Below are 26977 nucleotides of genomic sequence, written 5' to 3' on the forward strand. Positions count from 1 at the left end.
CGTTCAGATCGAGCAGGGCATCACGCAGCGCGGCGGAGTCGAGCTGCTTGGATCCGCCGTTGAGCAGTTGTTGGGCCGCCTTGGCAAGGTCAGTGGCCGGACGCGACGAACCCGCCGCCGGCGCCTCCCATCGAGAGGCCCCGGCGGCGGGATCTGGTGTCTGCTTTGTCATCTCGGTCCTTCCCCGGGCGTAGCGATTGATTCTCACTCGGTGCACGTCCGGGAGACGGGCTCAATGGATCAGATCACGGGCGCATCAGATGGCGTCAGTCCCCCGTTCACCGGTGCGTACCCGCACGACGGTGTCGACTGGACTGACCCACACCTTGCCGTCACCGATCTTGCCGGTGCGCGCCGCCTGGACGATGACGTCCACCACCTTGTCGACGGCGGAGTCGTCAACCAGAACCTCGACCCGCACCTTCGGCACGAAGTCGACGGAGTACTCCGCACCTCGGTAGACCTCGGTGTGGCCCTTCTGGCGTCCGTAGCCCTGCACCTCGCTGACGGTCATTCCGAGGATGCCCGACTGTTCGAGGCCAGTCTTGACGTCTTCAAGCGTGAACGGTTTGACGATCGCAGTAATCAGCTTCATTTCCCTCATTCCTCCGAGCTGTGCGGGGCGAGAACCGAGGTGCTGCCGACTGTGCTGAAGTCGTAGGCGGTTTCAGCGTGCTCGGCCTCATCGATGCCGTTGACCTCATCTTCTTCACCGAGGCGAAGGCCAATGGTGTACTTCAGGATCAACGCCAAGATAGTCGTAACGATGAACGAGTACGCGAGAACCGCGAACGCACCGACTGCCTGGCGCCACAATTGATCGAATCCACCGCCGTAGAACAACCCCTTCACGGCAGCGGGCGCCTCGGGTGCCGCGAGGAAACCGATCAGCAAGGTGCCGGTGAGACCACCGATCATGTGCACCCCGACCACGTCGAGGGCATCATCGAAGCCGAACTTGAACTTCAGCCCCACAGCCAGCGCACACAACGCGCCGCCGATGAACCCGACCGCCAGCGCGCCGAGGACGTTGACCGACGAACAGGACGGCGTGATCGCGACCAGGCCGGCCACGATGCCCGACGCCGCACCCAACGAGGTGGCGTGCCCGTCGCGGATCTTCTCGACGAGCAGCCAGGCCAGCATGGCGGTACCGGTAGCGACGGTGGTGGTCACGAACGTCGACGCCGCGATGCCACCCGAGCTAAGAGCCGAACCGGCGTTGAACCCGTACCAGCCGAACCACAGCAGACCGGCACCCAGCATGACGAACGGCAGGTTGTGCGGTCGCATCGGAGTTCCCGGCCAACCCTTGCGCTTACCAAGAACGATGGCCAATGCCAGGCCGGCGGCACCCGAGTTGATGTGGACCGCGGTACCACCGGCGAAGTCGATTGCCTTGAGCTTGTTCGCAATCCACCCACCGGTCTCGCCGGTGAAGCCGTCGAAGGCGAACACCCAGTGCGCCACCGGGAAGTAGACGAACGTCGCCCACAGGCCCGCGAAGACCAGCCAGGAGCCGAACTTCAGCCGGTCGGCGACCGCACCCGAGACCAGGGCGACGGTGATGATCGCGAACATCAACTGGAACATCACGAACACCAGCTGCGGGATGGTGCCTGCCAGTGGGATGTTCACCGCATCGACCGCGGCAGTCCCGGTGCTGGGATCCGCGGCAACCGCGGCGGCCGCGTTACCGCCGATAAGACCCTTTAGTCCCCAGTACTGCGTCGGGTCACCGAAGAGGTCGTATTTGTCGTTGCCGAAGGACAGCGAGTAGCCGTACAGCACCCAAAGCACCGTCACCACGCCCATGGCGCTGATGCTCATCATCAGCATGTTCAGAACGCTCTTGGCGCGAACCATGCCGCCGTAGAAGAACGCGAGTCCCGGTGTCATCAGCAACACCAGGGCGGAACTCGCCAGCATCCATGCCGTATCCCCGGTGTCGGGGATACCCATTATCGGGAAGCCATCCACTCGCAGTTTCCTCCTTCGCCCATGCCACGGTTAGGCACCGTTGACCTAGGCAGAGACAATGCGCAGTGGTTGTTTCGCGGATGACGCGCCCGTGTTTCGCTCGCGTGAACGGATCTGTGGATTACGTTTCGTCGGCGTTAATCCCCTCGTCACGCAATACGCGGACCTTGACGATCGGGGGAGATTCGCCCGCTAGGGCGTGGCGAACACTGGCTGTGGTCGAGTCGTCTTAGCAGTGGGGCGATTTGACTGAGCATGAGGAGCCCTTCTTGGAGGGTGATTTCGTGGTGGCGATCGATGCGGCGGCAGTAGTTTGATCCAGCCGTTGGTGCGTTCGACTACCTCGCGGCGTGGCGTCGAGGTGTTCGCGGCAGCGTTCGAGTGGGCTGGGCTGCCGGGCGCGCGGATGTTTCGGCGCGATGAATCGGGTGATCCTGGCCTAGGCGGTGTCGGACAGGTCGGAGTCGTAGTGCCAGCGTCGCGGGCGTGGTGGGTTCGGGTTACACGAGGGGTCAATGCACTTCACGTGGTCGGACACATCGCTGCTGGTCAGGGTTGTGTCGGTGTGCTATGCGATGCTCACGGGCAATGTCTCGACACACCACATTCCGGTTCTGTCTCGACCCCACCGACCTCACGCTGGCTGACCGCGTGTTCACCTGCCCCTGTGGACATTGCATGGATCGCGACTGCAACGCTGCGATGAATCTGGCCCGATGGGGCAAGACACATCACGAAACCTCACCAGATCCCCGGACCCCCAAGCAACGGGGCCGGGCCACCAACGCCGGCCGACGGGACGGCGCTGATCAGCACCCCACGTGTGCTGGTGAAACCAGCCCGAAAGACGCGGGAACTGACGTTCACACCGCGCCAGCGGCCTGAACCGACGACGCCCGAGAAGGGCGGTGCCGAACACTCACCCGAGCTGTTCGACACGCTTTAACCCAGAAGTGCGTCGACGAACGCGGCGGGCTCGAACGGCGCCAGGTCGTCAGGACCCTCGCCGAGCCCGACCAGCTTGACGGGCACGCCGAGCTCCTGCTGAACCCGAAAAACGATCCCGCCCTTGGCAGTTCCGTCCAGCTTGGTGAGCACCACGCCGGTGATGTCGACGACGTCGGCAAACACCCTGGCCTGGGGCAGCCCGTTCTGACCGATGGTGGCGTCCAGCACCAGCAGCACCTCGTCGACCTCCGCGCGCTTGCTGACCACGCGTTTGACCTTGCCGAGTTCGTCCATCAGGCCGGTCTTGGTGTGCAGTCGGCCCGCGGTGTCGATGACGACCACATCGGCCCCGCATTCGATGCCCCTGTCGACGGCGTCGAACGCCACCGACGCCGGGTCGGCCCCCTCGGCACCGCGCACCACCTCGGCGCCCACCCGGGCCGCCCAGCTCTGCAACTGGTCGGCCGCGGCGGCCCGGAAGGTGTCGGCCGCACCGAGCACCACGCGGCGACCGTCGGCGACGAGCACACGGGCAAGCTTGCCGACGGTGGTGGTCTTGCCGGTTCCGTTGACCCCGACCACCAGCAGTACCGACGGCTTGTTCTCGTGCGGCAGCGCCTTGATCGAGCGATCCAGGCCGGGCTGCAACGCGGAGATCAGCACCGCACGCAGCACTGCGCGGGCGTCCGCCTCGGTGCGCACGTTGTTGCTCGCCATCTCCGACCGCAGCGCGGCGACCACCGATTCGGTGACGACCGGGCCGAGATCGGCGATCAACAGCGTGTCCTCGACCGACTGCCACGACTCCTCGTCGAGGTCTCCGCCGCCGAGCAGGCCGAGCATGCTGCGCCCGAGGGTGTTCTGCGACTTGGCCAGCCTGCCGCGCAGGCGCTCCAGCCTTCCGTCGGCAGGCGCGATGGACTCGACGTCGGGTACCGCGATCTCCGGTGGGGCTGCAACGGGCGGCTCGGGAAGCCGAACGTCGGAGATCGTCCGCTTGGGTGCGTCGCGCGGGATGGTGGCGTCGTCCCCGACCGCGGGTAGACCGCTGGTGTCAATGCGCTCCACGGGTGGGGCAGGCGGCTCCCGTCCCTGCACGGGCGGTACGACGGGTTCCCGCGTCTCCGTCGATTGGCTGAACGTGATGCCCGACGACGCCGCGTACCCACCGGACCGGTCCACCGGGGTGGCCTCGTCCGGCCTCGACAGGCTGACTTGCCGCCGCCGGTAGCGCACCAGCCCGAGGACCAGCGCGGCTACGACGAGGACAGCGACGACCGCCAGTGCGATCCACAAACCTTGTGACACCGCGACATTGTCTCAGGGTGGGAGGGCGGTGATTACCAGCGGCTCAGGTCGCGTCGTGCCTACCAGCTAGGACTTACCCGCCGTGACCAGTTCTTGACCCCGCATCCTTTGCGAGATCACCGTGGTGATGCCGTCGTCGCGCATGGTCACGCCGTACAGCGCGTCGGCGATCTCCATCGTCGGCTTCTGGTGCGTGATCACGATCAGCTGGGAAACTTCGCGCAGCTGCTCGAACAGGCTGATCAGGCGTCGCAGGTTGACGTCGTCGAGTGCCGCCTCGACCTCGTCCATGACGTAGAACGGCGATGGGCGGGCCCGGAAGATCGCCACCAGCATCGCCACGGCGGTCAGCGACTTCTCGCCACCGGACAGCAGCGAGAGCCGCTTGATCTTCTTGCCAGGCGGGCGGGCCTCCACCTCGATGCCGGTGGTGAGCATGTCGTCGGGGTTGGTGAGCAGCAACCGGCCCTCGCCGCCGGGGAACAGCGTCGAGAACACCTGGGTGAACTCGCGCTCCACGTCGGCGTACGCCTCGGCGAACACCTGTAGGATGCGGTCGTCGACGTCGGCGATCACCTCGAGCAGGTCCTTGCGCGCGGCCTTCACGTCCTCGAGTTGGGTGGACAGGAAGTTGTAGCGCTCCTCCAACGCGGCGAACTCCTCGAGGGCCAGCGGGTTGACCCGGCCCAATTCGGCGAGTTCGCGTTCTGCCTTCTTGGCGCGCCGTTCCTGGGTGGGCCGGTCGAACGGCAGCGGGGCGGGCGCGGTGACCTGCTCGCCACGCTCCTTGGCCTGTTCGTACTCGGTCATCTCCAACTCGGTCGGCGGCAACGACACGTCGGGCCCGTACTCGGCGATGAGGTCGGCGACGGCCATGCCGAATTGTTCGAGGGCCTGCTGCTCGAGCTGCTCGATGCGAAGCGCCGCTTGGGCTTTGGCGACTTCGTCGCGATGCAGTGCGTCGGTGAGTGCGGCGATCCTCGTCCCGAGCTCGTTGACCTCGGCACGCGCCTTGGTGAGCGACTCGGCCCGGTGGGAACGTTCGACGGCCAGCTGGTCGCGGTTGCGCTCGGCCACCGCGACGGTGGCGGCGAGCCTCGCTGCCACCAGGCGTCCCGATTCGGCCACCGCCACCGCCACCGTCGCGGCGTGCTGGCGGGCGTCGCGCGCCCGTTGCGCGCGCATCCTGGACTCCCGCTCGGCCGTGGCAGCCCGGCGCAGCGAATCCGCCCGGCCGCGAACGGCATTCGCACGTTCTTCCGCGGTGCGCACGGAGAGCCTGGCCTCCACCTCGGCGGCGCGAGCGGCCTCCGCGGCGGTCGTCGACTCAAGGCGATCGACCGGCTCGGCCTCCATCGTGGGTGCCTGCTGCGCATTGTGCAGGCGGGTCTCCAGCTCGGTCAGCTCCTCGACGGTGCGCACCCGGCCCGTCTCGAGCTCGTCGCGCTGCTGGATCAGTCGCTGCCATTCGTCGTCGCAGACCCGGGCGTCCTGCCCGAGCCTGCCCAGCTGCTCGTAGATCGACGAGATCGCTGCGTCGGATTCATTGAGCGCGGCCAGCGCCTGCTCGGCGGCGTCCTGCCGCGACGACTGCTCGGCAAGCGCGCCCGACAACGCCGCCAACAGCTCGCGGGTCTGCCGTTCGGAGGACTCGAGTTCGACGCGGGCCTTCTCGATCTCCGACGCGATCTCCAGGGTGCTCGGCTTGCGGTCGGATCCGCCGTTAACCCATCCCGCACCGACGATGTCGCCGTCCGTCGTCACGGCGCGAAGTTGCGGCCGCGCCGCCACCAGGTCGAGCGCCGCGCCCAGGTGATCGACGACCGCCACCCTGGCCAGCAGTGCGGTGAACGCGCCACGCAGCCGCGGCGGGGCGTCGACGAGTTCGAGGGCCCACTGCGCACCGTCCGGCAGCGGACCCCCCGTGTCACCATGCGGGGCGGCGTCGTCGGGCCAGTCGCCGAGCACGATCGCCGCGCGTCCGCCGTCGCGTTCCTTGAGTGCGGCGACCGCCAAGCGGGCGGCGCCGAAGTCATCGGCGGCGAGTGCGTCGGCGGCCGTGCCCAGCACCGCGGCCACCGCGATCTCGTAACCGGGGCGGACCCGGACCATCTTGGCAACGGAGCCGAAAAGTCCTGCGCCAGTGTGGTTCTTCTGCAGCCAGGCAGCGCCGTCCTTGCGGTCAAGGCCGACCGACAACGCGTCGATGCGCGCCCGAAGCGACGCCACCTGTCGTTCGGCGCCGCGCTCGGCCGCCTGCAGTTCGGCCACCCGTTCGTCGGCCAGCCGCAGGGCGGTGACGGTGCGGTCGTGGTGATCGTCGAGGCCGACCTCGCCTGCGTCGAGCTCGCCGACGCGCGCCTGCACGGTCTCGAATTCGGCCTTCGTCACCTGCGCGCGGTTCGCGGCGTCCTCGATGGCCACCGACAGCCGCGCGACGCCTTCGTCGATCGACTCGACGCGGGTGCGCATGGTGTCGACCTGGCCTGCGAGTCGGGCCAGTCCCTCTCGGCGGTCCGCCTCGGCGCGGGCCGCGGCCATGCGCGAGCGTTCCGCTTCTGCCGCAACGTTTTCGCGCTCGGTCAACTCGGCGCGTGCGGCCTCCAGCCGTTCCCTGGACTGGTTGAGTTCGGCCAGCAGTTCCTGCTCGCGCGCCGCGACCTCGTCGGCCTCCGCATCCAGCGCGTCCGGGTCGGGGCCAGAGGACGCCTCGATGCCGATCTCGAGGTGTTGGGCACGCTCGCTGGCGATGCGCACCGTCGCGCTGACCCGTTCGGCCAGCGCCGACAGCCGGAACCACGTCTGCTGCGCCGACTCGGCCCGCCCGGTGAGCCCCGACACCGCCGTCTCGTGACCTGTCAGTTCGAAGGTCGCCTCGTCCAGACGGGTGGCGAGTTCGTCGTGCTCGCGGCGCAGCGTCGTCTCGGCCTGGTTGGTGTCGTCGAACTCGGCCTGGCGATTGACCAGGTCATCGGCGGCCAGTCGCAGCCGGGCGTCGCGCAGATCGGCCTGGATGGTCTGGGCGCGCCGGGCCATCTCGGCCTGCCTGCCCAGCGGCTTCAGCTGGCGGCGCAGCTCGGTGGTGAGGTCGGTGAGGCGCGCGAGGTTGGCCGACATCGAGTCGAGCTTGCGGACCGCCTTCTCCTTGCGCTTGCGGTGCTTGAGCACGCCTGCGGCTTCCTCGATGAACGCCCGGCGGTCCTCGGGGCGGGATTCGAGGATCTCGGACAACTTGCCCTGGCCCACGATGACGTGCATCTCACGGCCGATGCCGGAATCGCTCAGCAGCTCCTGCACGTCCATCAATCGGCAACTGCTGCCGTTGATTTCGTACTCGCTGGCGCCGTCGCGGAACATCCGCCGCGTGATCGACACCTCGGAGTACTCGATCGGCAGGGCGTTGTCGGAGTTGTCGATCGTGACGGTCACCTCGGCGCGGCCCAGCGGCGCGCGGGACGACGTGCCGGCGAAGATGACGTCCTCCATCTTGCCGCCGCGCAACGTCTTGGCGCCCTGCTCGCCCATCACCCACGTCAACGCGTCGACCACATTGGACTTGCCCGATCCGTTGGGTCCGACGACGCACGTGATGCCCGGTTCGAAGCGCAGAGTCGTCGGCGAGGCGAAGGACTTGAAGCCCTTCAGCGTCAGACTCTTAAGGTGCACGACGTGCCACACTACCGCCGCGTCGGGCTATCTCTCGCCGAAGCCGACGAACGGCTCACCGGTGTCGGCCCAGTCCGCTACCACGGTGTCCACCATGCCTGGCGTTTCACCGCTCCGTAGCAGGTCAAGCAGTTGCTCGCAGGCCGATCGCGGACCCTGCGCGACGACGTGGACACGCCCATCCGGTTTGTTGGCGGCGAACCCCGTCAGCCCCAGTTCGAGCGCCCGGGACCTGGTCCACCACCGGAAACCGACACCCTGGACGTAGCCGTGCACCCAGGCGGTCAGCCGGACCTCGGGAGGCTCAGGACTAGGCCTCTCAAGATTGGGCACTGTCGGTCACTTCGAACGTGACCTCGGTGCCCGACTTCAGCGTCCGTCCCACGGTGCACACCTTGTCGATGGACCGTTCGACCACGGTCTTCAGCTTCTTCACCTCGTCGTCGGTCAGCCCCGACAGGTCGACGACGAGGTTCTCCTCGATCAGGGGATAGCGCTCCTGGTCGCGGTCGGCGGGGCCGGACACCTTGATGGTCGTCTGGTAGTCGTCGCCGAGCCGGCTGCGCAGCGGATGATCGCTGCTCATCCCGCTGCAGGCGGCCAGCGCGATCTTGAGCAGCTCACCGGGGGTGAAGACGCCCTCGACGTCCTCCGACCCGACGAGCACCTCCGCGCCCCGCGAGCTGCGACCGGTGTAGCGGCGCACACCCGTGCGTTCGACCCAGAGATCCGTCATGACTCACCTTTCTGTCGCGAGCCGGTGCGTTGACATCAACGTCGTGGCCGCGGCTGGCATTTCGGGCAGTAGTACGAGGAGCGGTTCATGAACTTCTCCCGTCGCATCACCGCACCGCAGCGCCCGCACGGCTCACCCTCGCGGCCGTAGGCGTCCAGCGAGCGGTCGAAGTAGCCGGACTCGCCGTTGACGTTGACGTACAGCGAGTCGAACGACGTGCCGCCCTGCCCCAGCGCGTCGCGCATGACGTCGCCCGCATTGTCCAGGAGTGCGCCCAGCGTGGGCCGCGACAACGTATCGGCCAGCCGTGCGCCGTTGACCTTGGCCCGCCACAGCGCCTCGTCGGCGTAGATGTTGCCGATACCCGACACCACGGTCTGGTCGAGCAGTTGGCGCTTGATCTCGGAGTGCTTGCGCCGCAACACCTTCACCACCGCGTCGCGGTCGAACAACGGGTCAAGGGGGTCACGGGCGATGTGGGCGACCGGCTCGGGCACCTCGGCCCCGTCGACTGTGACCAGATCGGCCAGCATCCAGCCGCCGAACGTACGTTGGTCGACGAAGCTCAGCGCGGTGCCGTCGTCGAGCAACGTCGCGATGCGCAGGTGCTCGGTCTTCGCGACCTCCCCAAGCAGCATCTGCCCACTCATGCCGAGATGGACCACCAGGGCGTCGCCGCCATCGAGGGTCAGCCAGAGGAACTTCCCGCGCCGACCGGTGCCGGTGATCGTCGACCCCAGCAGTCGTGCGGTGAGATCGGCGGGGCCGGCCTCGTGTCTGCGGACCGCGCGGGGATGGTTCACCCGCACCGCGGTGATGCTGTGGCCCGTGACGTGCGCTTCCAGTCCGCGCCGGACGACCTCGACCTCGGGCAGTTCAGGCATCCGGGGCCGGCGTCGCTTCCAGCGCGGCGTACGCCGCGGCGGCCGCCTGCTGTTCGGCCTCCTTCTTGGTCCGGCCGCCACCTTCTCCGTAGTTGGCGCCGTTCACTACGGCCCTGGCGGTGAAGTACTTGTCGTGCTCGGGGCCGGTCGAGGTCAGGATGTACGACGGCACGCCTATCCGACGCGCCGCCGCGAGCTCCTGCAGGCTGGTCTTCCAGTCCAGGCCGGCGCCGAGATTGGCTGCGGTCTCCAGCAATTCGCCGAACAGCCGGAGGATGACGTCACGGGCCACCCCGTGTCCGTGTTCGGTGTACGTCGCGCCGAGCAACGACTCCAGGCCGTCGGCCAGAAGGTTGGCCTTCTGCGATCCGCCACTGGCCAGCTCGCCGCGGCCCAACAGTAGATACGAACCAAGGCCGTCGTCGGTGAGCTCCCTGGCGATCTGCGCGAGCGCCTGGGTGTTGACGACGGCGGACTTGAGCTTGGCCAGTTCGCCCTCGGTGCGGTCCGGGTACTTGGTGAAGATCTCCGCGGTGATGACCAGCCCGAGCACGGCGTCGCCGAGGAACTCGAGCCGCTCGTTGGTGGGCAGGCCGCCATTCTCGTAGGCGAAGCTGCGGTGCGTCAGCGCCATGGTGAGCAGCCCATCGGACAGCTCCACGCCAAGCGCCTGCAGCAGCGGCGTCCGGTCGACCGTCACGCAGGCCCTCCGGACTTCTCCGGCTCCTCGCTATTCGGTTCGGATGTCGGCTCGGCGGTCGGCTTGGAGGGAAACACAGTGGCCAGCTTCGCCCAACGCGGGTCGATCAGGTCGTGGTGATGACCTGGTTCGGCGTCGGCCAGCCGCACGCCGCACTGCTGGCACAGGCCGGCACAGTCCTCTTCGCACAGCGGGGAGAACGGCAGCACCAGGCCGATCGCATCGATGATCGGCTGCTCCAAGTCGATGGCGTCGCCGACGACGTGACCGACCTCGTCCTCCTCGGTGGTGGCCTCGGTGGCGCTGTCCGGGTAGGCGAACAACTCGGTGAGGTCGATCTCCACGTCACCGGTGATCGGGGTGAGGCAGCGCGCGCACTCCCCCGTGGTGGGTGCGGCGACGGTCCCGGTGACCAGCACGCCCTCCGACACCGACTCCAACCGCAGGTCGAGCTCGATGGGTGCGCCTTGCGCGATGCCGAGCAGTGCGATGCCGATGCGCGCCGGTGCCGTCACGGTCTCGGTGAGCTCCACCATCGAACCCGGCCGACGGCCGAGCCGGGAGACGTCGATCACGAACGGAGAGTGCGAATCGCGACGTCTGCGATGCCCCGACTTCCCTGCCATGACGTGCAATCCTACGGCGGCGCTCCTGGACGTAGGACCGGGCGTGAGGTCAGCGTTGGGCGTAGTCGTGCGTGCCCGCCGCAGTACGCAGCTGATGGCGACCGCGGCCGACCGAGCGCAGGGTGCCGTTCAGGTACTCCTCGAACTCGGCGAGCTTGCTGTCGACGTAGATGTCGCACTCCCCGCGCAGCCGGTCCGCCTCGGCGTGGGCGGTGTCGACGAGCCGGGTTGCCTCGTTCGTCGCGGTCTGAACGATCTCGGTCTGCGACACCAGGCGCTGCTGCTCCTTGATGCCCTCCTGTACGGCCTTCTCGTAGGACAGGTTGCCGTTCTCGATCAGCCGGTCGGCCTCGGACTTCGCGCGCCCGGTGCTGGCCTCGTACTCCCGCTTGGCGGCGGCCGCGATGCGGTTGGCCTCGTCGCGGGCCTCGGCGACCATGCGCTCGCTGTGCTGACGCGCCTCCGCGACCATTCGGTCGGCCTGACCCTTCGCGTCGGCCAGCAGGCGGTCGGCGTCACTGCGGGAATGGTTGATCAGTGAGTCGGCCTCGGCGGTTGCCGTCGAGACCATCGAGTCGGCGTGCTCCTTGGCGTCGCGCAACATCGCGTCACGGGCGTCGAGCACGTCCTGGGCGTCGTCCAGCTCCCCCGGAATGGCGTCCTTGATGTCGTCGAGCAGCTCGAGGACGTCACCGCGGGGCACCATGCAGCCTGCTGTCATTGGGACGCCGCGGGCTTCTTCCACGATCGCGCCGAGCTCGTCGAGCGCTTCGAATACTCGGTACACGGCAAGATCCTCCAGCACTAGTTGATGGTTACTAGTGTGCCTGGTGTTACGCCTGTGACTCGGTTTGCCGCGCCGGTGTGTCGCGGTGGCGATTTTCGGCCGGTTTGACCTCCGGGGATGCACGGAGGCTGCCCGGGGACCGTGTTGGCGAGTGCCGACCACTCGAACTCCCGCTGATTGCCCGGTGGCACCTCGTGGTCCATCACCCAATCGTCGGCCGCCTGGAAAGCCATTGAATTGCCGCAGGCAGAGAAAATCATCGCCGCCACGAGCTCGGGTAGCCTATGTCGTTCAGAATCAGTGAGTAGTCGGTTTCTCATGTCATTTGAGGCATTTACCCTGCTCGGATTCTCTACGAGGTTGGAGTTGGCCGAAGGGACGCCGTTGTCGAACCCGAGCCGCCAGGCGCCGAACCAGCGCCGGCGCCGGCGCCCGCGAGCCCGACTCAACCGCAGTCGACCAATCCCCGGCCGAGGCGGCCTCGAACACGAAGTCAGGATCGCGACTCGCAACGGCCGATGGGCGTTGATTGCCGCATTGTGTGCGGCCATCGTTCCCGGCGCCGTGTCGGCCGGATGCGCGATCTACGTGAACACGAATCAGACCATCGGCGCAGACAGACAGAAGGCATACCGTGTAGCGACTACCTTGGCCAAGTCGGTGTTCTGAAGGGGGGCTATTCGCTTCCAACAGCACAGATCGTGACGCCCTCAAATCGGTTCTCAACGAAGCGGCGACCCGAGGAGGAAAGGCGCTATCCAGCTCACTTGGCGTGCTGCTGGCGGGAAGCCCGAAAATGTCAGAAATCATCCCGCAATTCGCAACGCTTGTAGGCGGGTTCTCCGGTCAATACATGACCCCATTCACACTTCGATATCTCACGCCGGGAGGGCCTGGCGAAAAGGACGACGCAGGATTGCTGCGCGACGAAGCATCGATGTCAGCCGAGATCGACAAGCTCATCGAAGAGGCGGGCACGGTCTACACCGAAGTGCTCGATCAAGCGCGAATCGACCTCGGCTTCAGCTGACGGCCCCGACGACCAAACGCGGCGGAATCAGCGGCCGAGTTTGGCGTTCAGCCTCCGGTTGACCGGCGCGGGCAGCAGTCCGGAGACGTCGCCGCCGAGGCTGGCGACCTCCTTGGCGAGCGAGGACGACACGAAGGAGTAGCACGGGCTGGTCGCGACGAAGAAGGTATCCACGCCGGCGACGTGCTTGTTCATCTGCGCCATCTGCAGCTCGTACTCGAAATCCTGGCCAGTGCGCAGGCCCTTGACGATGGCGGTCAGACCGCGGGACTTGACGAAGTCGACCACCAGCCCCGATCCGGATTCGACGCGGAGATTCGGCAGGTGCGCGCATGCCTCCTCGATCATGGCGATGCGCTCGTCGGCGGTGAACATCCCGGCCTTGTTGGGATTGACCAGCACGGCCACCACGACCTCGTCGAACTGGGCGGCCGCGCGTTCGAAGACGTCGACGTGGCCGAGGGTCACCGGATCGAACGATCCCGGGCATACGGCGCCGCTCATGGTGCAGCAGGCTACGCGATCTCGCCGGGCTTAGGTGCGCTCACCGCTGCTCAGCGTGGCGCTTCCGCCCAATCTCGGCTGTCGCCGCTTCCGCCTAATCTCGGCTGTCGCCGAAGTAGCCGAACTCGAGCCGGGTGTCGCCGTAGCGGCGGTCCCGCCCCGGCGTCCAGCCCTCGGGCCACGTCAGCGCCGGGCCGGAGGCGGCGCGTTCGATCACCGCAATCGCGCCTGGCGCCACCCAGCCGCGGTCGACGAGCGCCGCCAGCACGGCCTTGACGTCGGCGGCGGGCACCTCGTACGGCGGATCGGCGAAGATCAGGTCGGCGGGCCGGTCCGTGCCGCCGGCCAGCACCGCGGCGACCGTCGCCGAGCGCACCGTGGCACCCGTGATGCCCAGCGTGGCCAGGTTCTGCGTGATGACGGCGGCGGCGCGCCGGTCGGACTCCACGAACGTCGCCGACGCCGCGCCCCGCGACAGCGCTTCGATGCCGAGCGCACCCGATCCGGCATAGAGGTCGAGCACGGTGGTCCCGGCCAGCTCGATGCGCGCGTCGAGCACGTTGAACACCGACTCCCGTACCCGGTCGGTGGTGGGACGGGTGCCTGGGCCGCCCCGACCTCCGGAGTTGCTCTGCGGCACCGTGATTCGGCGACCGCCGAACTGGCCACCGATGATCCGGGTCAGCTGACAACCACCAGCAGGTCACCGCCCTCGACCTGAGCGGTGGCCGACACGGCCACCCGCTCGACGGTGCCCGCCTTGGGTGCGGTGATGGCCGCCTCCATCTTCATGGCCTCGATGGTGGCGATGGTCTGGCCCGCGGTCACTTGATCGTCCACGGCGACGTTGACGGTGACGACGCCCGCGAACGGCGCGGCGACGTGGTCGGGGTTGGTCCGGTCGGCCTTCTCCGCGGCGGGGACGTCGGACGCGACGCTGAGATCGCGCACCACGACCGGCCGGAGTTGACCGTTGATGATGCACATCACGGTGCGCATGCCGCGTTCGTCGGCGTCGGAGATTGCCTCCAGCCCGATGATGAGCTCGACGCCGCGGTCGATCTGGATGCGGTGTTCGTCACCGTGGCGCAACCCGTAGAAGAACTGGTTGGCACTCAGCCGCGACGTGTCACCGTAGATCTCGCGATGGGCCTCGAATTCCTTTGTCGGGCCGGGGAACAGCAGCCGGTTGAGGGTCGCCTGGCGGTCGTGGCCTGGCGTTGCCAGCGCTGCCTCGTCCTTCGCTGTGAGTGCCTCGGCCGGTTTGGCAGGTGCACGTCCGGCCAGCGCCTTGGTCCGCAGCGGTTCGGGCCAGCCACCCGGCGGATCACCCAATTCGCCGCGCAGGAACCCGATCACGGAGTCCGGGATGTCGTAACGCGCGGGGTCCGAGGCGAATTCGTCGGCGGTCGCCCCCGCACCGACGAGGGCCAGCGCGAGATCACCGACGACCTTCGACGACGGCGTGACCTTCACCAGGTGCCCGAGCACGCGGTCGGCCGCGGCGTAGGCCTCCTCGATCTGTTCGAACCTGTCACCGAAGCCGAGCGCGATCGCCTGCTGACGCAGGTTGGACAGCTGGCCGCCGGGAATCTCGTGTTCGTACACCCTGCCGGTCGGCGCGGGCATGGCGGATGCCCCAACATCAAAGGGCGCGTAGACCCTTCGCAGTGCCTCCCAGTACGGCTCGAGATCGCAGATGGCACGCAGCGAGAGCCCGGTGTCGTACCTGGTGTGCGCCGCCGCGGCGACGATCGAGCTCAACGCCGGCTGGCTGGTGGTCCCGGCCAGTGGTGCGGCGGCGCCGTCGACGGCGCTGGCACCCGCCTGCCACGCAGCCGTGTACGTGGCCAGCTGCCCACCGGGCGTGTCGTGGGTGTGCACGTGCACCGGCAGGTCGAACCTGCTGCGCAACGCGGAGACCAAGGTGGTGGCCGCGGGCGCGCGCAACAGCCCGGCCATGTCCTTGATCGCCAGCACGTGGGCGCCGGCGTCGACGATCTGCTCGGCGAGCTTGAGGTAGTAGTCCAGGGTGTACAGCGTCTCGCCGGGGTCGGACAGGTCGCCGGTGTAGCTCATCGCGACTTCTGCTACCGCAGAGCCGGTTTCACGCACGGCGTCGATCGCGGGCCGCATCGACTCGACGTTGTTGAGCGCGTCGAAGATCCGGTAGACGTCGATGCCCGTCGCGGTGGCCTCCTCGACGAACGCCGAGGTGACCACCTCCGGGTACGGGGTGTAACCGACGGTGTTGCGGCCCCGCAGCAGCATCTGCAGGCAGATGTTGGGCACCGCTTCCCGCAGCGCTGCCAGCCGTTCCCACGGATCTTCCTTCAGAAACCGCAGGGCCACATCGTAAGTCGCGCCTCCCCAGCATTCGATCGACAACAGCTGCGGTGTCATCCTGGCGATGTACGGCGCGATCAGCACTAGCCCGGTGGTGCGCACGCGGGTGGCGAGCAGCGACTGGTGCGCGTCCCGGAACGTGGTGTCGGTGATGCCCACCGCGGGCGAGTCCCGCAGCCACGCCGCGAAGCCCTCGGGCCCAAGCTCGATCAGCCGCTGCCTGCTACCCGGTGGCGGCGTCGAGGAGTCGTCCACGTCGGGCAGCTTGTCCTGCGGGTACACCCGCTGACTGCCTCCGTAGGGCGTGTTGACGGTGACCTCGGCGAGGTAGTTGAGGATCTTGGTGCCCCGGTCGGCGGGAATGTGCGCGGTGAGTAGATGCGGCCGCTCTTCGATGAACGACGTGGTGACCCGGCCCGCCCGGAAGTCGGGATCGTCGACCACCGCCTGCAGGAACGGGATGTTGGTCGACACCCCGCGGACCCGGAACTCCGCCAACCCGCGCTTGGCGCGTGTCACCGCCGTGGAGAAGTCGCGGCCCCGGCACGTCAGCTTCACCAGCATCGAGTCGAAGTGCGCGCTGATCTCGGCCCCCAGGTGGGTGCCGCCATCGAGCCGAATTCCCGCGCCGCCGGGCGAGCGGTAGCCGGTGATCCGGCCTGTGTCGGGCCGGAAGCCGTTGCCGGGGTCCTCGGTGGTGATGCGGCACTGCATGGCCGCGCCGCGCACCTGCACCGAGTCTTGACTCAACCCGAGGTCGGCGAGCGTCTCCCCGGCCGCGATCCGCAGCTGGCTGGCCACCAGGTCGACGTCGGTGATCTCCTCGGTGACGGTGTGCTCGACCTGGATGCGGGGGTTCATCTCGATGAACACGTGGTCGCCGCGCTCGTCGAGCAGGAATTCCACGGTGCCCGCGCAGCTGTAGCCGATCTGCCGAGCGAATGCCACGGCGTCGGCGCAGATCCTCGTGCGCAGCTCGCCGGGCAGATTCGGCGCTGGCGCCAGCTCGATCACCTTCTGGTGGCGGCGCTGCACGCTGCAGTCCCGCTCGAACAGGTGGATGACGTTGCCCTGACCGTCGGCCAGGATCTGCACCTCGATGTGACGCGGGTTCAACACGGCCTGTTCGAGGTAGACCGTCGGATCGCCGAACGCCGACTCCGCCTCACGGCTGGCGGCTTCGATCGCCTCGGCCAGCGCCGCGGGCTCGACCACCCGCCGCATGCCCCGCCCGCCGCCGCCGGACACCGCCTTGACGAACAACGGGAACTGCATGTCTGCCGCGGCACCGACGAGCTCGTCCACCGACGCCGACGGCGCCGACGACGCCAGCACCGGCAGGCCCGCCTCCTGCGCCGCGGCGATCGCACGGGCCTTGTTGCCCGTCAGCTCGAGCACGTGCGCGCTTGGACCGACGAACGTGATGCCCGCATCGGCACACGCAGCGGCCAATTCCGGGTTCTCCGAAAGGAATCCGTAACCCGGATACACGGCGTCGGCACCTGCGTGCTTGGCGACGCGGATGATCTCTTCGACCGACAGGTAGGCACGGACCGGATGGCCCATCTCACCGATCTGGTAGGACTCGTCGGCCTTCAGCCGATGCGGCGAATTGCGATCCTCGTACGGGTAGACCGCAACCGTCGCGATGCCCATCTCGTAGGCGGCGCGGAAGGCACGGATCGCGATCTCACCGCGATTGGCCACCAGGAGTTTGGAGATCACGCGCTACTCTAACCTCCCCCTGACGGCTATTAAATGAGCGTCGACCAGTAATCCCAGAAGCGGGCCAGAATCAGCAGAATCAGCGCGGTGAACCACAGCGTGACGAGCGACCAGCGCCACTGATGAATCGACCGCGCCACCGCGTTGCCCGCCTGTCTGCCATCCGTGGGCGCCAAGGCGATCGACGCCACCACCACCAGAAGCGGAATGGTGACGGCCCACACCACCATGCAGTACGGGCACAGCGCGCCGATGGTGTACAGGCTCTGGTAGATCAGCCAATGAATGAAGACCACGCCCAGCGTCGTGCCTACCGCAAGTCCAGCCCAATACCACCGCGGCAGTGGCACTTTCGTGACCGCCAGCACACCGCTGACAATCACCACGGAGAACGCCACGATGCCGATCAGCGGGTTGGGAAAGCCGAACGCCGCGGCCTGCGGTGTGACCATCACCGATCCGCAGGACAGCACCGGGTTGATGCTGCAGGACGGCACGTAAGCCGGGTTCTCGAGCAGCTTGATCTTCTCGATGGTCAAGGTGACGGCCGCGGCGAGACCAACGACACCGGCGATGAGCACCCAGAGCGCGCTCGCCGTGGATACGCCGCCCGCGGGCCGGCCGGCTGACGGGTCGGTCGACGGCTCCGAACTCTCCGCGGTGACTGTCATGGCGTCGGTTTGCCGGGTGCGGCGGGGGCGGCCGCGGGAGGTTCGGCCGGCACCAAGGGTTGTGCCGGGGCGGCCGCGGGCGGTGCGCCGGGTGCGGCCGGGGCGGGTGCGCCGGGTGCGGCCGGTGCGCCACCGGGTGGCGTCGGGGCGGGTGCGGCCGGCGCCGGCGTCAGACCCGGCAGGTCACCGACGATCTCCTTGATCTTGGCGACCAATGCCTCGGGCGTGGAGTACTGGTAGTCCTCACCGTTGATCCGCACGGTCGGGGTGGCGTTGACGTTGGTTGCCTTGGCGAGGCCGTCGACCATCTCGACGTAGCGGCTGCCGTTGATGCAGTCGGGCACCTTGCCCGCGACGCCTGCCTGACGCGCGGTCTCGACCAACTGCGTGTTGGTGGGGAACACCGAACCGGTCTCGCTGGGCTGCTGGGCGTACAGCGCTGAGTGGAACCGTCGGAACGCCTGCTTGTCCGGGGTCGTGTCTTCGTCGGCCACGCAGTACGCCGCCGAGCCGGCCCGCGACGAGTAGTTCTGGTTGGCCGGTCGATCCAGGATCGCGACCATGTAGTAGTCGGCGGCGATCGCGCCGCTCTCGATCAGCTGGTTGATCGTGGGGCCGAATTGCTGCTCGAAACGTCCGCACACCGGGCAGAGGAAGTCCTCGTAGAGGGACAGCACGGCCTTCGGCTCCGTGGTGCCCTCCTTGGTGATCAGTTTGCTCGACGCCACGCGGATCGACTTCGCCTCGCCTCCTGACGGCTTCTTGCTGCCCGACGTCACGATGTAGCCGAACAGCGCCACGGCGACGACCACGACGACCGCCGTGAGGCCGATCCGGATGAAGAGGCTGCGCCTGCGGTCGGCGGCCTTCAGGTCGTAGCTGGCGTTCTTCTTGGGTTTCGTGGCCACGGGGACAAGGGTACCGGCGCGGTCCGAGGCTTCTCAGCCGCGGCTTAGGTGAGCCTTCAGCGCCGACACCATGTCGGCAGTCGCGGTGGCGCTGCCGCCGCCGAGTGGGAAGAAGTTCGCGAAACCGTGGATGAGTGATGGGTAGTGCCGATGGTCGACCGGTACCCCTGCCGCGGCAAGGGCGGCGGCATACTGATTGCCCTCGTCACGCAGCGGATCAAAACCGCCGGTCAGGAGCAACGCGGGCGGGAGACCCGAAAAGTCGTCGGCGAGCAGTGGCGCGACCCGCGGGTCCGCCCCGTCGATCGGTGCGCCCTTTAGGTATTGGGCGCGGAACCAGTCCATGTCCTTCTTGGTCAGGAAGTAACCGTCGGCGAACAACGTCTTCGACCGGGTGTCGGCGCTCAAGTCGGTGACGGGGTAGATCAGTAGCTGCAGCGCGGGCAGTTGCACACCGTCTGCGCGGGCCTGCTGCGCCACCACGGCGGCGAGGTTGCCGCCGGCACTGTCGCCACCCACGGCCACCCGCGCCGGGTCGGCGCCGAGCTCGGCCGCGTGCTCCAGCGCCCATCGGTACGCGGCGTAGCAGTCCTCCACTGCGGCAGGCGCCTTGTGCTCCGGTGCGAGCCGGTAGTCGATGGACAGCACGTGCACGCCCGCGTCGCGGCAGATCAGTCGACACAGGCCGTCGTGGGTGTCGATGTCGCCGATCACGAAGCCGCCACCGTGGAAGAAGACGAGCAGCGGCTCGCTGCCGACCGTGTTGACCGGGACGTAGTGCCGCGCGCGGATCGCGCCTGCGGGTCCGGGTAGCGAGGTGTCGGTCACCCCGACCGCGACGTCCGCGTCGACCATGGCGGCCAGCTTCCGTAACTGCGTGCGCGCCTCCGAAACGTCCCAGCTGGCGACCAACCCGTCGAGGCCGGCGGACCGTTGCGCGGCCAGCAGGAGCTGCAGCGTGGCGTCCAGGGTGTTGCCGTCGATCGTGACGGGTCTGCGGGCGGTCAGGAGCCGCTTGACCGTCTTGGGGATCTTCGGCAGCGTGCGCAGCACGACACGGCTGGCGGCGTTGACCGCGGCCATGCGGACCGGACTGGGTCGACCCTTCCCCGGCTGCGGCATCGGTAGCGGCGATCCGGTGTGCGCAGTCTCGGCTGGCAGACTCTTCGTCATGGCTAGTCCTTCACATCCCTCGGTTCCACTGAACGACGGCAATTCGATACCCACCATCGGGCTAGGTGTTTGGCAGACGCCTCCCGACGACACCGAACGGGCCGTTGGTGCGGCGCTGGCGGCGGGCTACCGGCACGTCGACACCGCCGCAGCGTACGGCAACGAGGCCGAGGTCGGAAGGGCCCTGACCAGCGCAGCCGCCTCCGGCATCCCGCGTGAGGACGTCTTTCTGGTGACCAAGCTGTGGAACTCCGAGCAGGGCTACGACAAGACGCTCAAGGCGTTCGACGCCAGCGTCGCGAAGCTCGGTGTCGACGACCTCGACCTCTACCTGATCCACTGGCCGATGCCCAAACTGAACGCCTACGTCGACACCTTCAAGGCGTTCGCGCATCTTCGCGACCAGGGCCGGGTGCGCTCGATCGGCGTCAGCAACTTCGCCCCCGAGCACCTGAACATCCTGATCGACGCGACGGGAATCGTCCCGACGGTCAATCAGATTGAGCTGCATCCCCTTCTGCCACAGCACGAACTGCGGGAGCTGCACGCTCGACTCGGCGTGGCTACCGAGGCATGGAGTCCACTGGGCCAGGGCTCGCTGCTGCAGAACCCAACGGTCACCAAGGTTGCCGACGCCAACGGCAAAACGCCAGCGCAGGTACTGATTAGGTGGCACATCCAGCTCGGTAATATCGTCATCCCCAAATCGGTGAACCCCGAACGGATTGTGAGTAACTTCGACGTGTTCGACTTCGAGCTGAGTGAGCAGGACATGGCGTCCATCGCCTCGCTGGAGGACGGCACCCGGCTGGGGCCCGATCCACGAACCTTCAACTTCACAGGTTAGGCGGACATGACCTCGGCGGCAGCGATCCCCAATGTCTCTCTCAACGACGAGAACACAATCCCGGTCCTCGGTATCGGCGTCGGTGAGCTGACCGAGGCGCAGACCGAACACGCGGTCTCGGCCGCCCTCGAGATCGGCGTCCGTCTGATCGACACCGCGGCGGCGTATGGCAACGAGGCGGCGGTGGGCCGGGCGATCGCCGCGTCGGGGATTCCGCGCGCCGAGATCTTCGTGACCACGAAGCTGGCCACCGAGGATCAGGGCTTCACGAAGGCTCAGGACGCGGTCAAGGCCAGCCTCGAACGCTTGGGCATGGACTACGTCGACCTCTATCTGATCCACTGGCCCGCCGGCGATGCGGGCAGGTACATCCACAGCTGGGGCGGCATGATGAAGGAGAAGGAAGACGGCCGTGCCAAGTCCATCGGCGTCTGCAACTTCACCCCCGACGACCTCTCGAACGTCGTCGACCTGTCGTTCTTCGTGCCTGCGATCAACCAGATCGAATTGCATCCGCTGCTCAATCAGGCCGCGTTGCGAGCGGTCAACGCCGAGCACGGCATCGTCACCGAGGCGTACGGGCCGCTGGGCGTGGGCAGGCTGCTGGAGAACGCGACCGTCCAGTCGATCGCTGGTGAGTACGGCAAGTCCCCGGCGCAGGTGCTGATCCGGTGGAGCATTCAGCTCGGCAACGTCGTGATCCCGCGCTCGTCGTCCGCCGAGCGCATCGCCGAGAACTTCGACGTGTTCGACTTCGAGCTGGCCGCCGAGCACATGGATCAGCTGAACGCGCTCGACGATGGCACCCGGTTCCGGCCGGACCCCGAGACCTACACCGGCACGTAACCTGCGCGGCGCGCCGGATTGAACGTCAGCCGAGCATTTCGATGCGGGTGGCGAGGAGCGCGGTCCATTCGGCCAGATAGCGGTCGTCGGGTACACGTGCCACGGGCTGGTGAAAGAGGCTGGTGGCAAAGCGCGCCCCCAGGATGCCATTGACTCCGAGTGCTGCCAAGACTTCGCACTCCTGCTGAGTGAGCTTCGGTCCCCAGGCGGCGATCCAGTCCGCGAGTTCGGCGTTGAGTCCGTCGACCAGCGCGGCGTAGGCGGTGTCGAGGCGTGCTGATCGGCCTGCCGGTGTGCGGGCAGCGATCTGCAGGAGCTCGATCTCCTCGTCGACGACGGTGAGCAGGTAGCGGCCGAGGGCGGTGAGTTCGGCCCGAAGGTCGCCGAGCCCGGCGAACAGTGTGCGGATGTCCCGCATCGCGTGCCGGCGGTCCAGTTGACGGTCGACCCCGGCGTCCAGAAGCGCTTCCTTGGACTTGAAGTGGTGATAAAGGGCGCCCGACCCCGCCGCCAGCCCGGCCGCGGCTTCGATCTGCGAGACGCTCGTCGCCTCATATCCCTTGGTGCTGAACAACCGCATCGCCTCGGTGACCAGCCGTTCGCGTGTCGGCGCCGGTGCTGACATTGACCTCTCCAAAGTGATCGCTTACCTTTAACAAGACATCACTTTACTACGTCGGGGTCGACTAGGAGAACGCGATGCCACCTCAGAACAGCCCCGTTCCGCGCGGACGGATCCGGCGCACGATGCCGCTGGCAGGCTTCACCGCGCGTGCTGCCGGGGGCCGGCTGGTGGCCGGGCTGCGGGAGAAGACGGGCAACGACGGCGCCGTCGAGCGGTTCCACGAGCGCACCGCCGAGCGGTATGCCGAACTCCTCGGCCACTCGCGCGGCGTGTTGATGAAGGTCGGCCAGATCATGTCGATGCTCGATACCCGCGCAGTGGGCACCGGCGGGTTCTGGCCGTACCAGAAGGCCATGAGCCGGCTACAGGCTGACGCTCCGCCGATGCATCCCGACCTGGTCCGAGAAGTCTTCGAAGCCGAACTCGGTTCCACCGTCCAGCAATTCGCCGAGTTCACAGCCGAGCCGATGGCTGCAGCATCCATCGGTCAGGTTCACCGTGCCGTCCTTGAAGATGGTCGACAGGTTGTGGTCAAGATTCAGTATCCCGGTGTGGCACAGGCGATCCGCGATGACCTGGCCAACACGGAGCTTCTGGCGACGTTTCTGCGGTTCGTGACCTCAGCGTCGGGGGTCAAGGCTGACGTCCGGGCCGTCGCGCGTGAAGCGGCCGCGCGGATCTCAGAAGAGGTTGACTATAGTCACGAGGCGGCCATGGTCGCCCGGTTCGGGCAGCTCTATCGGGACCACCCGTTCATCCGGATTCCAGACGTCGTTCCCGAGACGTCCAGCGATCGCGTGCTGACGATGACCTACCTAGACGGAATGGACTGGGCGGCAGCACAAGAGGCCGACCAGGACCTGAAGAACACTTGGGCGGAGGTCATCACGCGGTTCAGCCAAGCGAACTTTCGGCATGCCAACCTGGTGCACGCCGATCCCCATCCCGGGAACTATCGCTTCAACTCCGACGGCACCGTCGGCTTCGTCGACTTCGGCTGCGTCAAGGTCGTGCCGGAAGCCAAACGGTTGCTTTGGGTCGGGATGTTTCGTGCCGTCGTCGAGGGCCGCAAACACGACTATCGCGACCTCATGTTGCAGGCCGGCTTCCTCACCGCCGAGTCCGACCTCACCGCCGACGAGATGTATGAGTGGATGTCGGAGATGCAATACGAGGCCATCGCGGCACCCCAGCCGGTCACCTATACGCCCGACACCACCGCGCGCACCGTCCGTGGGCTGTTCGACCTTCGCGACGCCGGCCATCCGATGGCGCGCATGAACGTGCCCGACGACTACGTGTTCGCCAGCCGCCTCCAGCTCGCCGTTGGCAGCGTATGCGCGGGCCTGCGTGCCACCATGCCGGCGCGGGCGATCTTCGACGACATCGACAATGCCGCCGAACCCGTCACCGATCTCGGCAAAGCACATCATGCGTGGGTCCGCGAACGTGGCTTGCCATCGGCGTTCGATCACCATGACCACCCCTGACGCCGCGGCGGCCAGGCTTCCCTGGGATGCCGCCGACCCCTACGCCTACTACGAGTTGCGGCGGCGCGAGGGCGCGGTGGTCTGGGATGACGAGGTCGGCGCGTGGCTGGTACTCGGGTATCACCCCGCACAGCAGATTCTCGGCGGACCCGGATGGACCAGCAGCCCGCAAGCGAACTCCAATGCCCCGACCGCACTCCGCACGATGAATCCAGACATCTTGCGCCGCAATATGTTATTCGTCGACGGGGCAGATCATCTGCGGTTGCGCGGCGCCGTTCGAGACGTCTTCACCCGCTCTTTCGTCAACGGCCTGGAGGACGGCATCGACAAGATCGCCGCAGAGACGATCGACCACTTCCGCGCCGGCGTCGAGTTCGACTTCATGGCCGAAATCGCATTGCCACTTCCGATCGCCGTCGCGGCGGCCTGGTTGGGGCTAGACGCCGACTCGGCGCGACTGCTGCGTGAGGAATCCCCGGCGATCAGCAGAATGCTCAGCGATTTCGGCGACACCGCCGCTGTCGAAGCCGGAACAGCCGCCTTCGCCACGCTGTTGACCGACCTTCTGCCGCTGGCCGCCGATCGCCGCACCCATCCGGGCGACGACCTCCTCAGCTTCATTGCCGCGGACCCAGTTCTCGAACTCGACGATGTCGTCACCACCGCGGTCGTCATCGCCATCGCAGGGCACGAAACCACCGCAAACCTGCTCGGCGCAGCCATGATTCGCCTCCTAACACCTTGGCTCGGCGCAGTTCGGCCGGTCGATGCGGTCGACACCGTCGACGATCGCCTGATCACCGAACTGCTCCGCCTCGACGGCCCCGTGCAAGCCGTGGGTCGGACCGCCACAGCCGACCACGTCATCAACGACGTCACCATCCGCGCCGGAGAGCCGGCCCTGGTGGTCATCGCGGCAGCCAACCGCGATCCAGCCATCTTCAACGAACCCGGCCAACTCCAAACCGACCGCTCCGGACCCGCTCCGCTGACTTTCGGCTACGGCGCGCACTACTGCCTCGGTGCCGCGTTGGCCCGCCTCGAGATCGCCAGAGCGCTCCAACGTCTCCTGGCCCGCCGACCCACCCTCGGCAGCCACGTATGGCGAGACACTCCCGCCATCCGTGGGCCTCTTCACGTGACGACCGTGTTCGAAGCAGACCACGATCCGTCTCGCTAGAGTCACGCCATGGTGACCGAGGCCCTGATCGAGTGGCTCCTGGACTGCGACGCGGCGCTGCGCTGGCAGGTCGAGCGCGACGTCGCGCAACAGCCACCCGAGGTCTGGGAAGCGACGCGGAAACGGATTGCGACCGAAGGCTTCGGCGCACGCCTTCTCGCACTGCAGGATTCGGACGGCTAATGGGCCGGCGGCGCGTTCTTCCCGGCAGACTTCGACTTCGACGGTCCTGAGGCGACAGAGGGTGCCGGGCAGCCCTGGACGGCGACGACGTGGACGCTGAACTCGCTGCGGGAGTGGCGCCTGGACCCGGCTGTCCTACGCGAGCGCCGCACGGCCGAACTGCTCGCCGAGAACAGCCGCTGGGAGTACGAGAACCTGCCGTACTGGCACGGCGAGGTCGACTGCTGCATCAACGCCTGGACCGTCGCGAACGGCGTGTGGCTCGGCGCCGACGTCACCGGCATCGTCGACTGGTTCCTCGAGCATCGGTTGCCCGACGGCGGCTGGAACTGCGAATGGGTCGAGGGCTCCACGCGGTCGTCGTTCCACTCCACGCTCAACTCGCTCAAGGGACTGCTCGCCTACGACGCCGCGACCGGAGGCACGGACGCAACGCGCGCTGCCCGGCGCTCCGGCGAGGAATATCTCTTGCAGCGCGGGCTCTTCCGACGTCTCTCGACGGGCGAGCCGGTGGCACCCTGGGTGGACGGATTCGCCTACCCCTTCCGCTGGGTCTGCAACGTGCTCAACGCGGCCGACTACTTCCGCCAGGCCTCGCTGCTCGACGACGTGCCACCAGACCCTCGGATGGCCGACGCGATCGAGCTCATCCGTGCCGCCAGGCAACCCGACGGCACCTGGCTGCAGGGTCCTCGAGATCCCGGGCGGGTGTGGTTCGAGGTCGACGTACCGGCTGGCGGACCATCGAAGTGGCTAACCCTGTACGGGACACGGGTGCTCGCCTGGTGGGACGCCGATCGAGTTCGGGGTCCGGGTTTCTAGCTCTGCTCAAGGGATTTCGATGAGCCGACCCAACGGTGATAGGCGTCTAGGTCGACGTTGCTGCCGCACACGATGGTGACGACGTGTCGGCCGGCGAAGCGATCACGGTCTTCGAGGATCGCCGCGATGCCGAGCGCGGCCGACGGTTCGGCGACGAGGCCGGCGTGGTCAAGGAGCATTCCCATACCGGCGATGATCGACGCCTCCTGAACCAGGACGACGTCGTCGGCGACCAGGAGGAGATCGTCCAGGACTTCTGGGATGGGACGCCGTCCGGCGACGCCGTCGGCGATGGTGTCGATCGAGTCGGTGGTGACGACGCGCCGTTGGTGCCACGAGTACGTCATCGCTGGAGCGCCCAGCGGCTGAACGCAGATCACCTCGACGTCGGGTGCCAAGGCCTTCACCACGTGACCCACACCGGTGGCCAGTGCCCCGCCGCCGAGCGCGATCAGGACGGCGTCGAACGACGGCACGGTGTCGACCAGTTCCAGGCCGATGGTCGCCGCCCCCTCGCAGGTCTCGATGTCCAGGCTGTCTTCGACCAGCCGGATGCCGCCGTCCCGCGCGAGGGCCGCCGCCCGCTCGCGCGCCACTTCGATGTCGCCATCGACCAGCTCCAACCTGGCGTCCAATGTGCGGATGCGATCGAGCTTGGCCGCAGAGGCAAGGCGGGATGCCACGACGGTGACGTCGAGCCCCCGGCTGCGACCGGACCAAGCGAGGGCCTGGCCAAGGTTGCCCGCGCTGGCGCACACCACGGCTCGCGGGCCGTTGTCGGCGAGCCGGCTCGCGACCACCTCGGTGCCGCGGGCCTTGAAGCTGCGGACCGGGTTCGCCGTTTCGAGCTTGATGCTCACCGTGCACCCGAGAACGGGTTCCAGCGCCTCGCAGCGGTACAGCGGAGTGTCGAGAAAGATCGGGTCGATTACCGTGCGAGCCGCCCTGATCCGAGCAGTGTCGAGGCGCGTCTCCTGCACGACACAGCA

Annotated in this window: 25 protein-coding genes; 7 read left to right on the top strand and 18 right to left on the bottom strand. The window is 67.5% G+C overall.

The genetic code is table 11. The features are described 5' to 3' along the window. Nucleotides 1-256: 256 nt before the first annotated feature. The 10 genes from QOC69_RS26390 to sepIVA all read right to left on the bottom strand — a co-directional run bounded on the left by QOC69_RS26390 (nt 257) and on the right by sepIVA (nt 11635). Complete coding sequence (locus QOC69_RS26390; protein ID WP_184442853.1) at nt 257-595, bottom strand: P-II family nitrogen regulator; 339 nt, start codon at nt 593-595, stop codon at nt 257-259. Between the two features lie 5 nt (nt 596-600). Beyond that, nucleotides 601-1980 carry an ammonium transporter gene (locus QOC69_RS26395; protein ID WP_526445229.1) on the bottom strand — a complete coding sequence of 460 codons (1380 nt, stop codon included), beginning with the start codon at nt 1978-1980 and terminating at the stop codon, nt 601-603. 942 nt (nt 1981-2922) lie between these two features. Continuing rightward, nucleotides 2923-4236 carry a signal recognition particle-docking protein FtsY gene (ftsY, locus tag QOC69_RS26400; protein WP_526445231.1) on the bottom strand — a complete coding sequence of 438 codons (1314 nt, stop codon included), beginning with the start codon at nt 4234-4236 and terminating at the stop codon, nt 2923-2925. Nucleotides 4237-4302: 66 nt separating this feature from the next. Further along, a complete protein-coding gene (gene smc / locus QOC69_RS26405; protein WP_526445233.1) occupies nt 4303-7902 on the bottom strand; it encodes a chromosome segregation protein SMC in 3600 nt (1199 codons plus the stop codon). Nucleotides 7903-7929: 27 nt separating this feature from the next. Beyond that, entirely contained in the window at nt 7930-8235 is a 306-nt protein-coding gene (locus QOC69_RS26410) for an acylphosphatase (RefSeq protein ID WP_526445235.1), read from the bottom strand. Beyond that, entirely contained in the window at nt 8222-8638 is a 417-nt protein-coding gene (locus tag QOC69_RS26415) for an OsmC family protein (protein WP_526445237.1), read from the bottom strand. Before QOC69_RS26415 ends, QOC69_RS26410 begins: the two co-directional genes overlap by 14 nt. A 35-nt stretch (nt 8639-8673) precedes the next feature. Then, nucleotides 8674-9522: a bifunctional DNA-formamidopyrimidine glycosylase/DNA-(apurinic or apyrimidinic site) lyase gene (gene mutM, locus QOC69_RS26420; protein ID WP_526445239.1), complete on the bottom strand. Its 849-nt coding sequence runs from the start codon at nt 9520-9522 to the stop codon at nt 8674-8676. After that, a complete protein-coding gene (gene rnc, locus QOC69_RS26425; RefSeq protein WP_526445241.1) occupies nt 9515-10222 on the bottom strand; it encodes a ribonuclease III in 708 nt (235 codons plus the stop codon). The genes mutM and rnc overlap by 8 nt, the downstream gene beginning before the upstream one ends. Beyond that, the gene (locus tag QOC69_RS26430) at nt 10219-10848 is read right to left on the bottom strand and encodes a YceD family protein (RefSeq protein WP_526445243.1); all 630 of its coding nucleotides are present in this window, start codon (nt 10846-10848) and stop codon (nt 10219-10221) included. Before QOC69_RS26430 ends, rnc begins: the two co-directional genes overlap by 4 nt. Before the next feature lie 49 nt (nt 10849-10897). After that, on the bottom strand, nt 10898-11635 hold the full coding sequence (gene sepIVA, locus QOC69_RS26435) for a cell division protein SepIVA (RefSeq protein WP_526445245.1): 738 nt from the start codon (nt 11633-11635) through the stop codon (nt 10898-10900). 853 nt (nt 11636-12488) lie between these two features. On the opposite strand from sepIVA, the gene QOC69_RS26440 reads away from it, so the two are divergent. Next, a complete protein-coding gene (locus QOC69_RS26440; protein ID WP_526445247.1) occupies nt 12489-12665 on the top strand; it encodes a hypothetical protein in 177 nt (58 codons plus the stop codon). Nucleotides 12666-12692: 27 nt separating this feature from the next. Here the strand turns inward: QOC69_RS26440 and coaD are convergent, their stop codons facing one another. The 6 genes from coaD to QOC69_RS26470 all read right to left on the bottom strand — a co-directional run bounded on the left by coaD (nt 12693) and on the right by QOC69_RS26470 (nt 19992). Continuing rightward, a complete protein-coding gene (coaD, locus tag QOC69_RS26445) occupies nt 12693-13169 on the bottom strand; it encodes a pantetheine-phosphate adenylyltransferase (protein ID WP_526445249.1) in 477 nt (158 codons plus the stop codon). A gap of 94 nt (nt 13170-13263) precedes the next feature. Next, nucleotides 13264-13854 (bottom strand): 16S rRNA (guanine(966)-N(2))-methyltransferase RsmD, encoded by a 591-nt coding sequence (rsmD, locus tag QOC69_RS26450; RefSeq protein ID WP_526445323.1) that lies wholly within the window; start codon nt 13852-13854, stop codon nt 13264-13266. After that, the gene (locus tag QOC69_RS26455) at nt 13851-17240 is read right to left on the bottom strand and encodes a pyruvate carboxylase (protein WP_526445251.1); all 3390 of its coding nucleotides are present in this window, start codon (nt 17238-17240) and stop codon (nt 13851-13853) included. The genes rsmD and QOC69_RS26455 overlap by 4 nt, the downstream gene beginning before the upstream one ends. A 29-nt stretch (nt 17241-17269) precedes the next feature. Then, on the bottom strand, nt 17270-17911 hold the full coding sequence (locus tag QOC69_RS26460; RefSeq protein ID WP_526445253.1) for a vitamin K epoxide reductase family protein: 642 nt from the start codon (nt 17909-17911) through the stop codon (nt 17270-17272). Beyond that, entirely contained in the window at nt 17908-18819 is a 912-nt protein-coding gene (locus QOC69_RS26465; RefSeq protein ID WP_526445255.1) for a DsbA family protein, read from the bottom strand. The genes QOC69_RS26460 and QOC69_RS26465 overlap by 4 nt, the downstream gene beginning before the upstream one ends. 33 nt (nt 18820-18852) lie before the next feature. Continuing rightward, nucleotides 18853-19992 carry an alpha/beta hydrolase gene (locus tag QOC69_RS26470; RefSeq protein WP_526445257.1) on the bottom strand — a complete coding sequence of 380 codons (1140 nt, stop codon included), beginning with the start codon at nt 19990-19992 and terminating at the stop codon, nt 18853-18855. On the opposite strand from QOC69_RS26470, the gene QOC69_RS26475 reads away from it, so the two are divergent. Beyond that, nucleotides 19991-20839, top strand: coding sequence for an aldo/keto reductase (locus QOC69_RS26475; RefSeq protein ID WP_526445259.1), 849 nt, complete (start codon nt 19991-19993; stop codon nt 20837-20839). The two genes, QOC69_RS26470 and QOC69_RS26475, sit on opposite strands and share 2 nt — an antisense overlap. Nucleotides 20840-20845: 6 nt before the next feature. Then, entirely contained in the window at nt 20846-21685 is an 840-nt protein-coding gene (locus QOC69_RS26480; RefSeq protein ID WP_526445261.1) for an aldo/keto reductase, read from the top strand. A 25-nt stretch (nt 21686-21710) separates the two neighbouring features. Here the strand turns inward: QOC69_RS26480 and QOC69_RS26485 are convergent, their stop codons facing one another. Next, a complete protein-coding gene (locus QOC69_RS26485; protein WP_526445263.1) occupies nt 21711-22310 on the bottom strand; it encodes a TetR/AcrR family transcriptional regulator in 600 nt (199 codons plus the stop codon). Between the two features lie 74 nt (nt 22311-22384). Between QOC69_RS26485 and QOC69_RS26490 the strand changes: the two genes are divergently transcribed. From QOC69_RS26490 to QOC69_RS26505, 4 genes are all read left to right on the top strand, one after another. Continuing rightward, entirely contained in the window at nt 22385-23800 is a 1416-nt protein-coding gene (locus tag QOC69_RS26490; protein ID WP_526445265.1) for an ABC1 kinase family protein, read from the top strand. Next, on the top strand, nt 23787-24983 hold the full coding sequence (locus QOC69_RS26495) for a cytochrome P450 (protein ID WP_526445267.1): 1197 nt from the start codon (nt 23787-23789) through the stop codon (nt 24981-24983). The genes QOC69_RS26490 and QOC69_RS26495 overlap by 14 nt, the downstream gene beginning before the upstream one ends. Nucleotides 24984-24992: 9 nt before the next feature. Continuing rightward, entirely contained in the window at nt 24993-25166 is a 174-nt protein-coding gene (locus QOC69_RS26500; protein WP_526445269.1) for a hypothetical protein, read from the top strand. A gap of 255 nt (nt 25167-25421) precedes the next feature. After that, a complete protein-coding gene (locus QOC69_RS26505; RefSeq protein ID WP_526445271.1) occupies nt 25422-25988 on the top strand; it encodes a hypothetical protein in 567 nt (188 codons plus the stop codon). Here QOC69_RS26505 and QOC69_RS26510 read toward each other — a convergent pair. Further along, a complete protein-coding gene (locus QOC69_RS26510) occupies nt 25985-26968 on the bottom strand; it encodes a threonine ammonia-lyase (protein ID WP_526445273.1) in 984 nt (327 codons plus the stop codon). The two genes, QOC69_RS26505 and QOC69_RS26510, sit on opposite strands and share 4 nt — an antisense overlap. Between the last annotated feature and the right edge of the window lie 9 nt (nt 26969-26977).

The sequence above is a fragment of the Mycobacterium sp. genome, from assembly GCF_032162105.1.
GTDB lineage: Bacteria > Actinomycetota > Actinomycetes > Mycobacteriales > Mycobacteriaceae > Mycobacterium.

Coding starts and splice junctions, on each gene's coding strand:
- QOC69_RS26390 (WP_184442853.1), bottom strand. CDS start 595: ATGAAGCTGATTACTGCGATCGTCAAACCGTTCACGCTTGAAGACGTC.
- QOC69_RS26415 (WP_526445237.1), bottom strand. CDS start 8,638: ATGACGGATCTCTGGGTCGAACGCACGGGTGTGCGCCGCTACACCGGT.
- mutM (WP_526445239.1), bottom strand. CDS start 9,522: ATGCCTGAACTGCCCGAGGTCGAGGTCGTCCGGCGCGGACTGGAAGCG.
- QOC69_RS26430 (WP_526445243.1), bottom strand. CDS start 10,848: ATGGCAGGGAAGTCGGGGCATCGCAGACGTCGCGATTCGCACTCTCCG.
- QOC69_RS26440 (WP_526445247.1), top strand. CDS start 12,489: ATGACCCCATTCACACTTCGATATCTCACGCCGGGAGGGCCTGGCGAA.
- coaD (WP_526445249.1), bottom strand. CDS start 13,169: ATGAGCGGCGCCGTATGCCCGGGATCGTTCGATCCGGTGACCCTCGGC.
- QOC69_RS26460 (WP_526445253.1), bottom strand. CDS start 17,911: ATGACAGTCACCGCGGAGAGTTCGGAGCCGTCGACCGACCCGTCAGCC.
- QOC69_RS26475 (WP_526445259.1), top strand. CDS start 19,991: ATGGCTAGTCCTTCACATCCCTCGGTTCCACTGAACGACGGCAATTCG.
- QOC69_RS26470 (WP_526445257.1), bottom strand. CDS start 19,992: ATGACGAAGAGTCTGCCAGCCGAGACTGCGCACACCGGATCGCCGCTA.
- QOC69_RS26480 (WP_526445261.1), top strand. CDS start 20,846: ATGACCTCGGCGGCAGCGATCCCCAATGTCTCTCTCAACGACGAGAAC.
- QOC69_RS26485 (WP_526445263.1), bottom strand. CDS start 22,310: ATGTCAGCACCGGCGCCGACACGCGAACGGCTGGTCACCGAGGCGATG.
- QOC69_RS26490 (WP_526445265.1), top strand. CDS start 22,385: ATGCCACCTCAGAACAGCCCCGTTCCGCGCGGACGGATCCGGCGCACG.
- QOC69_RS26495 (WP_526445267.1), top strand. CDS start 23,787: ATGACCACCCCTGACGCCGCGGCGGCCAGGCTTCCCTGGGATGCCGCC.
- QOC69_RS26500 (WP_526445269.1), top strand. CDS start 24,993: ATGGTGACCGAGGCCCTGATCGAGTGGCTCCTGGACTGCGACGCGGCG.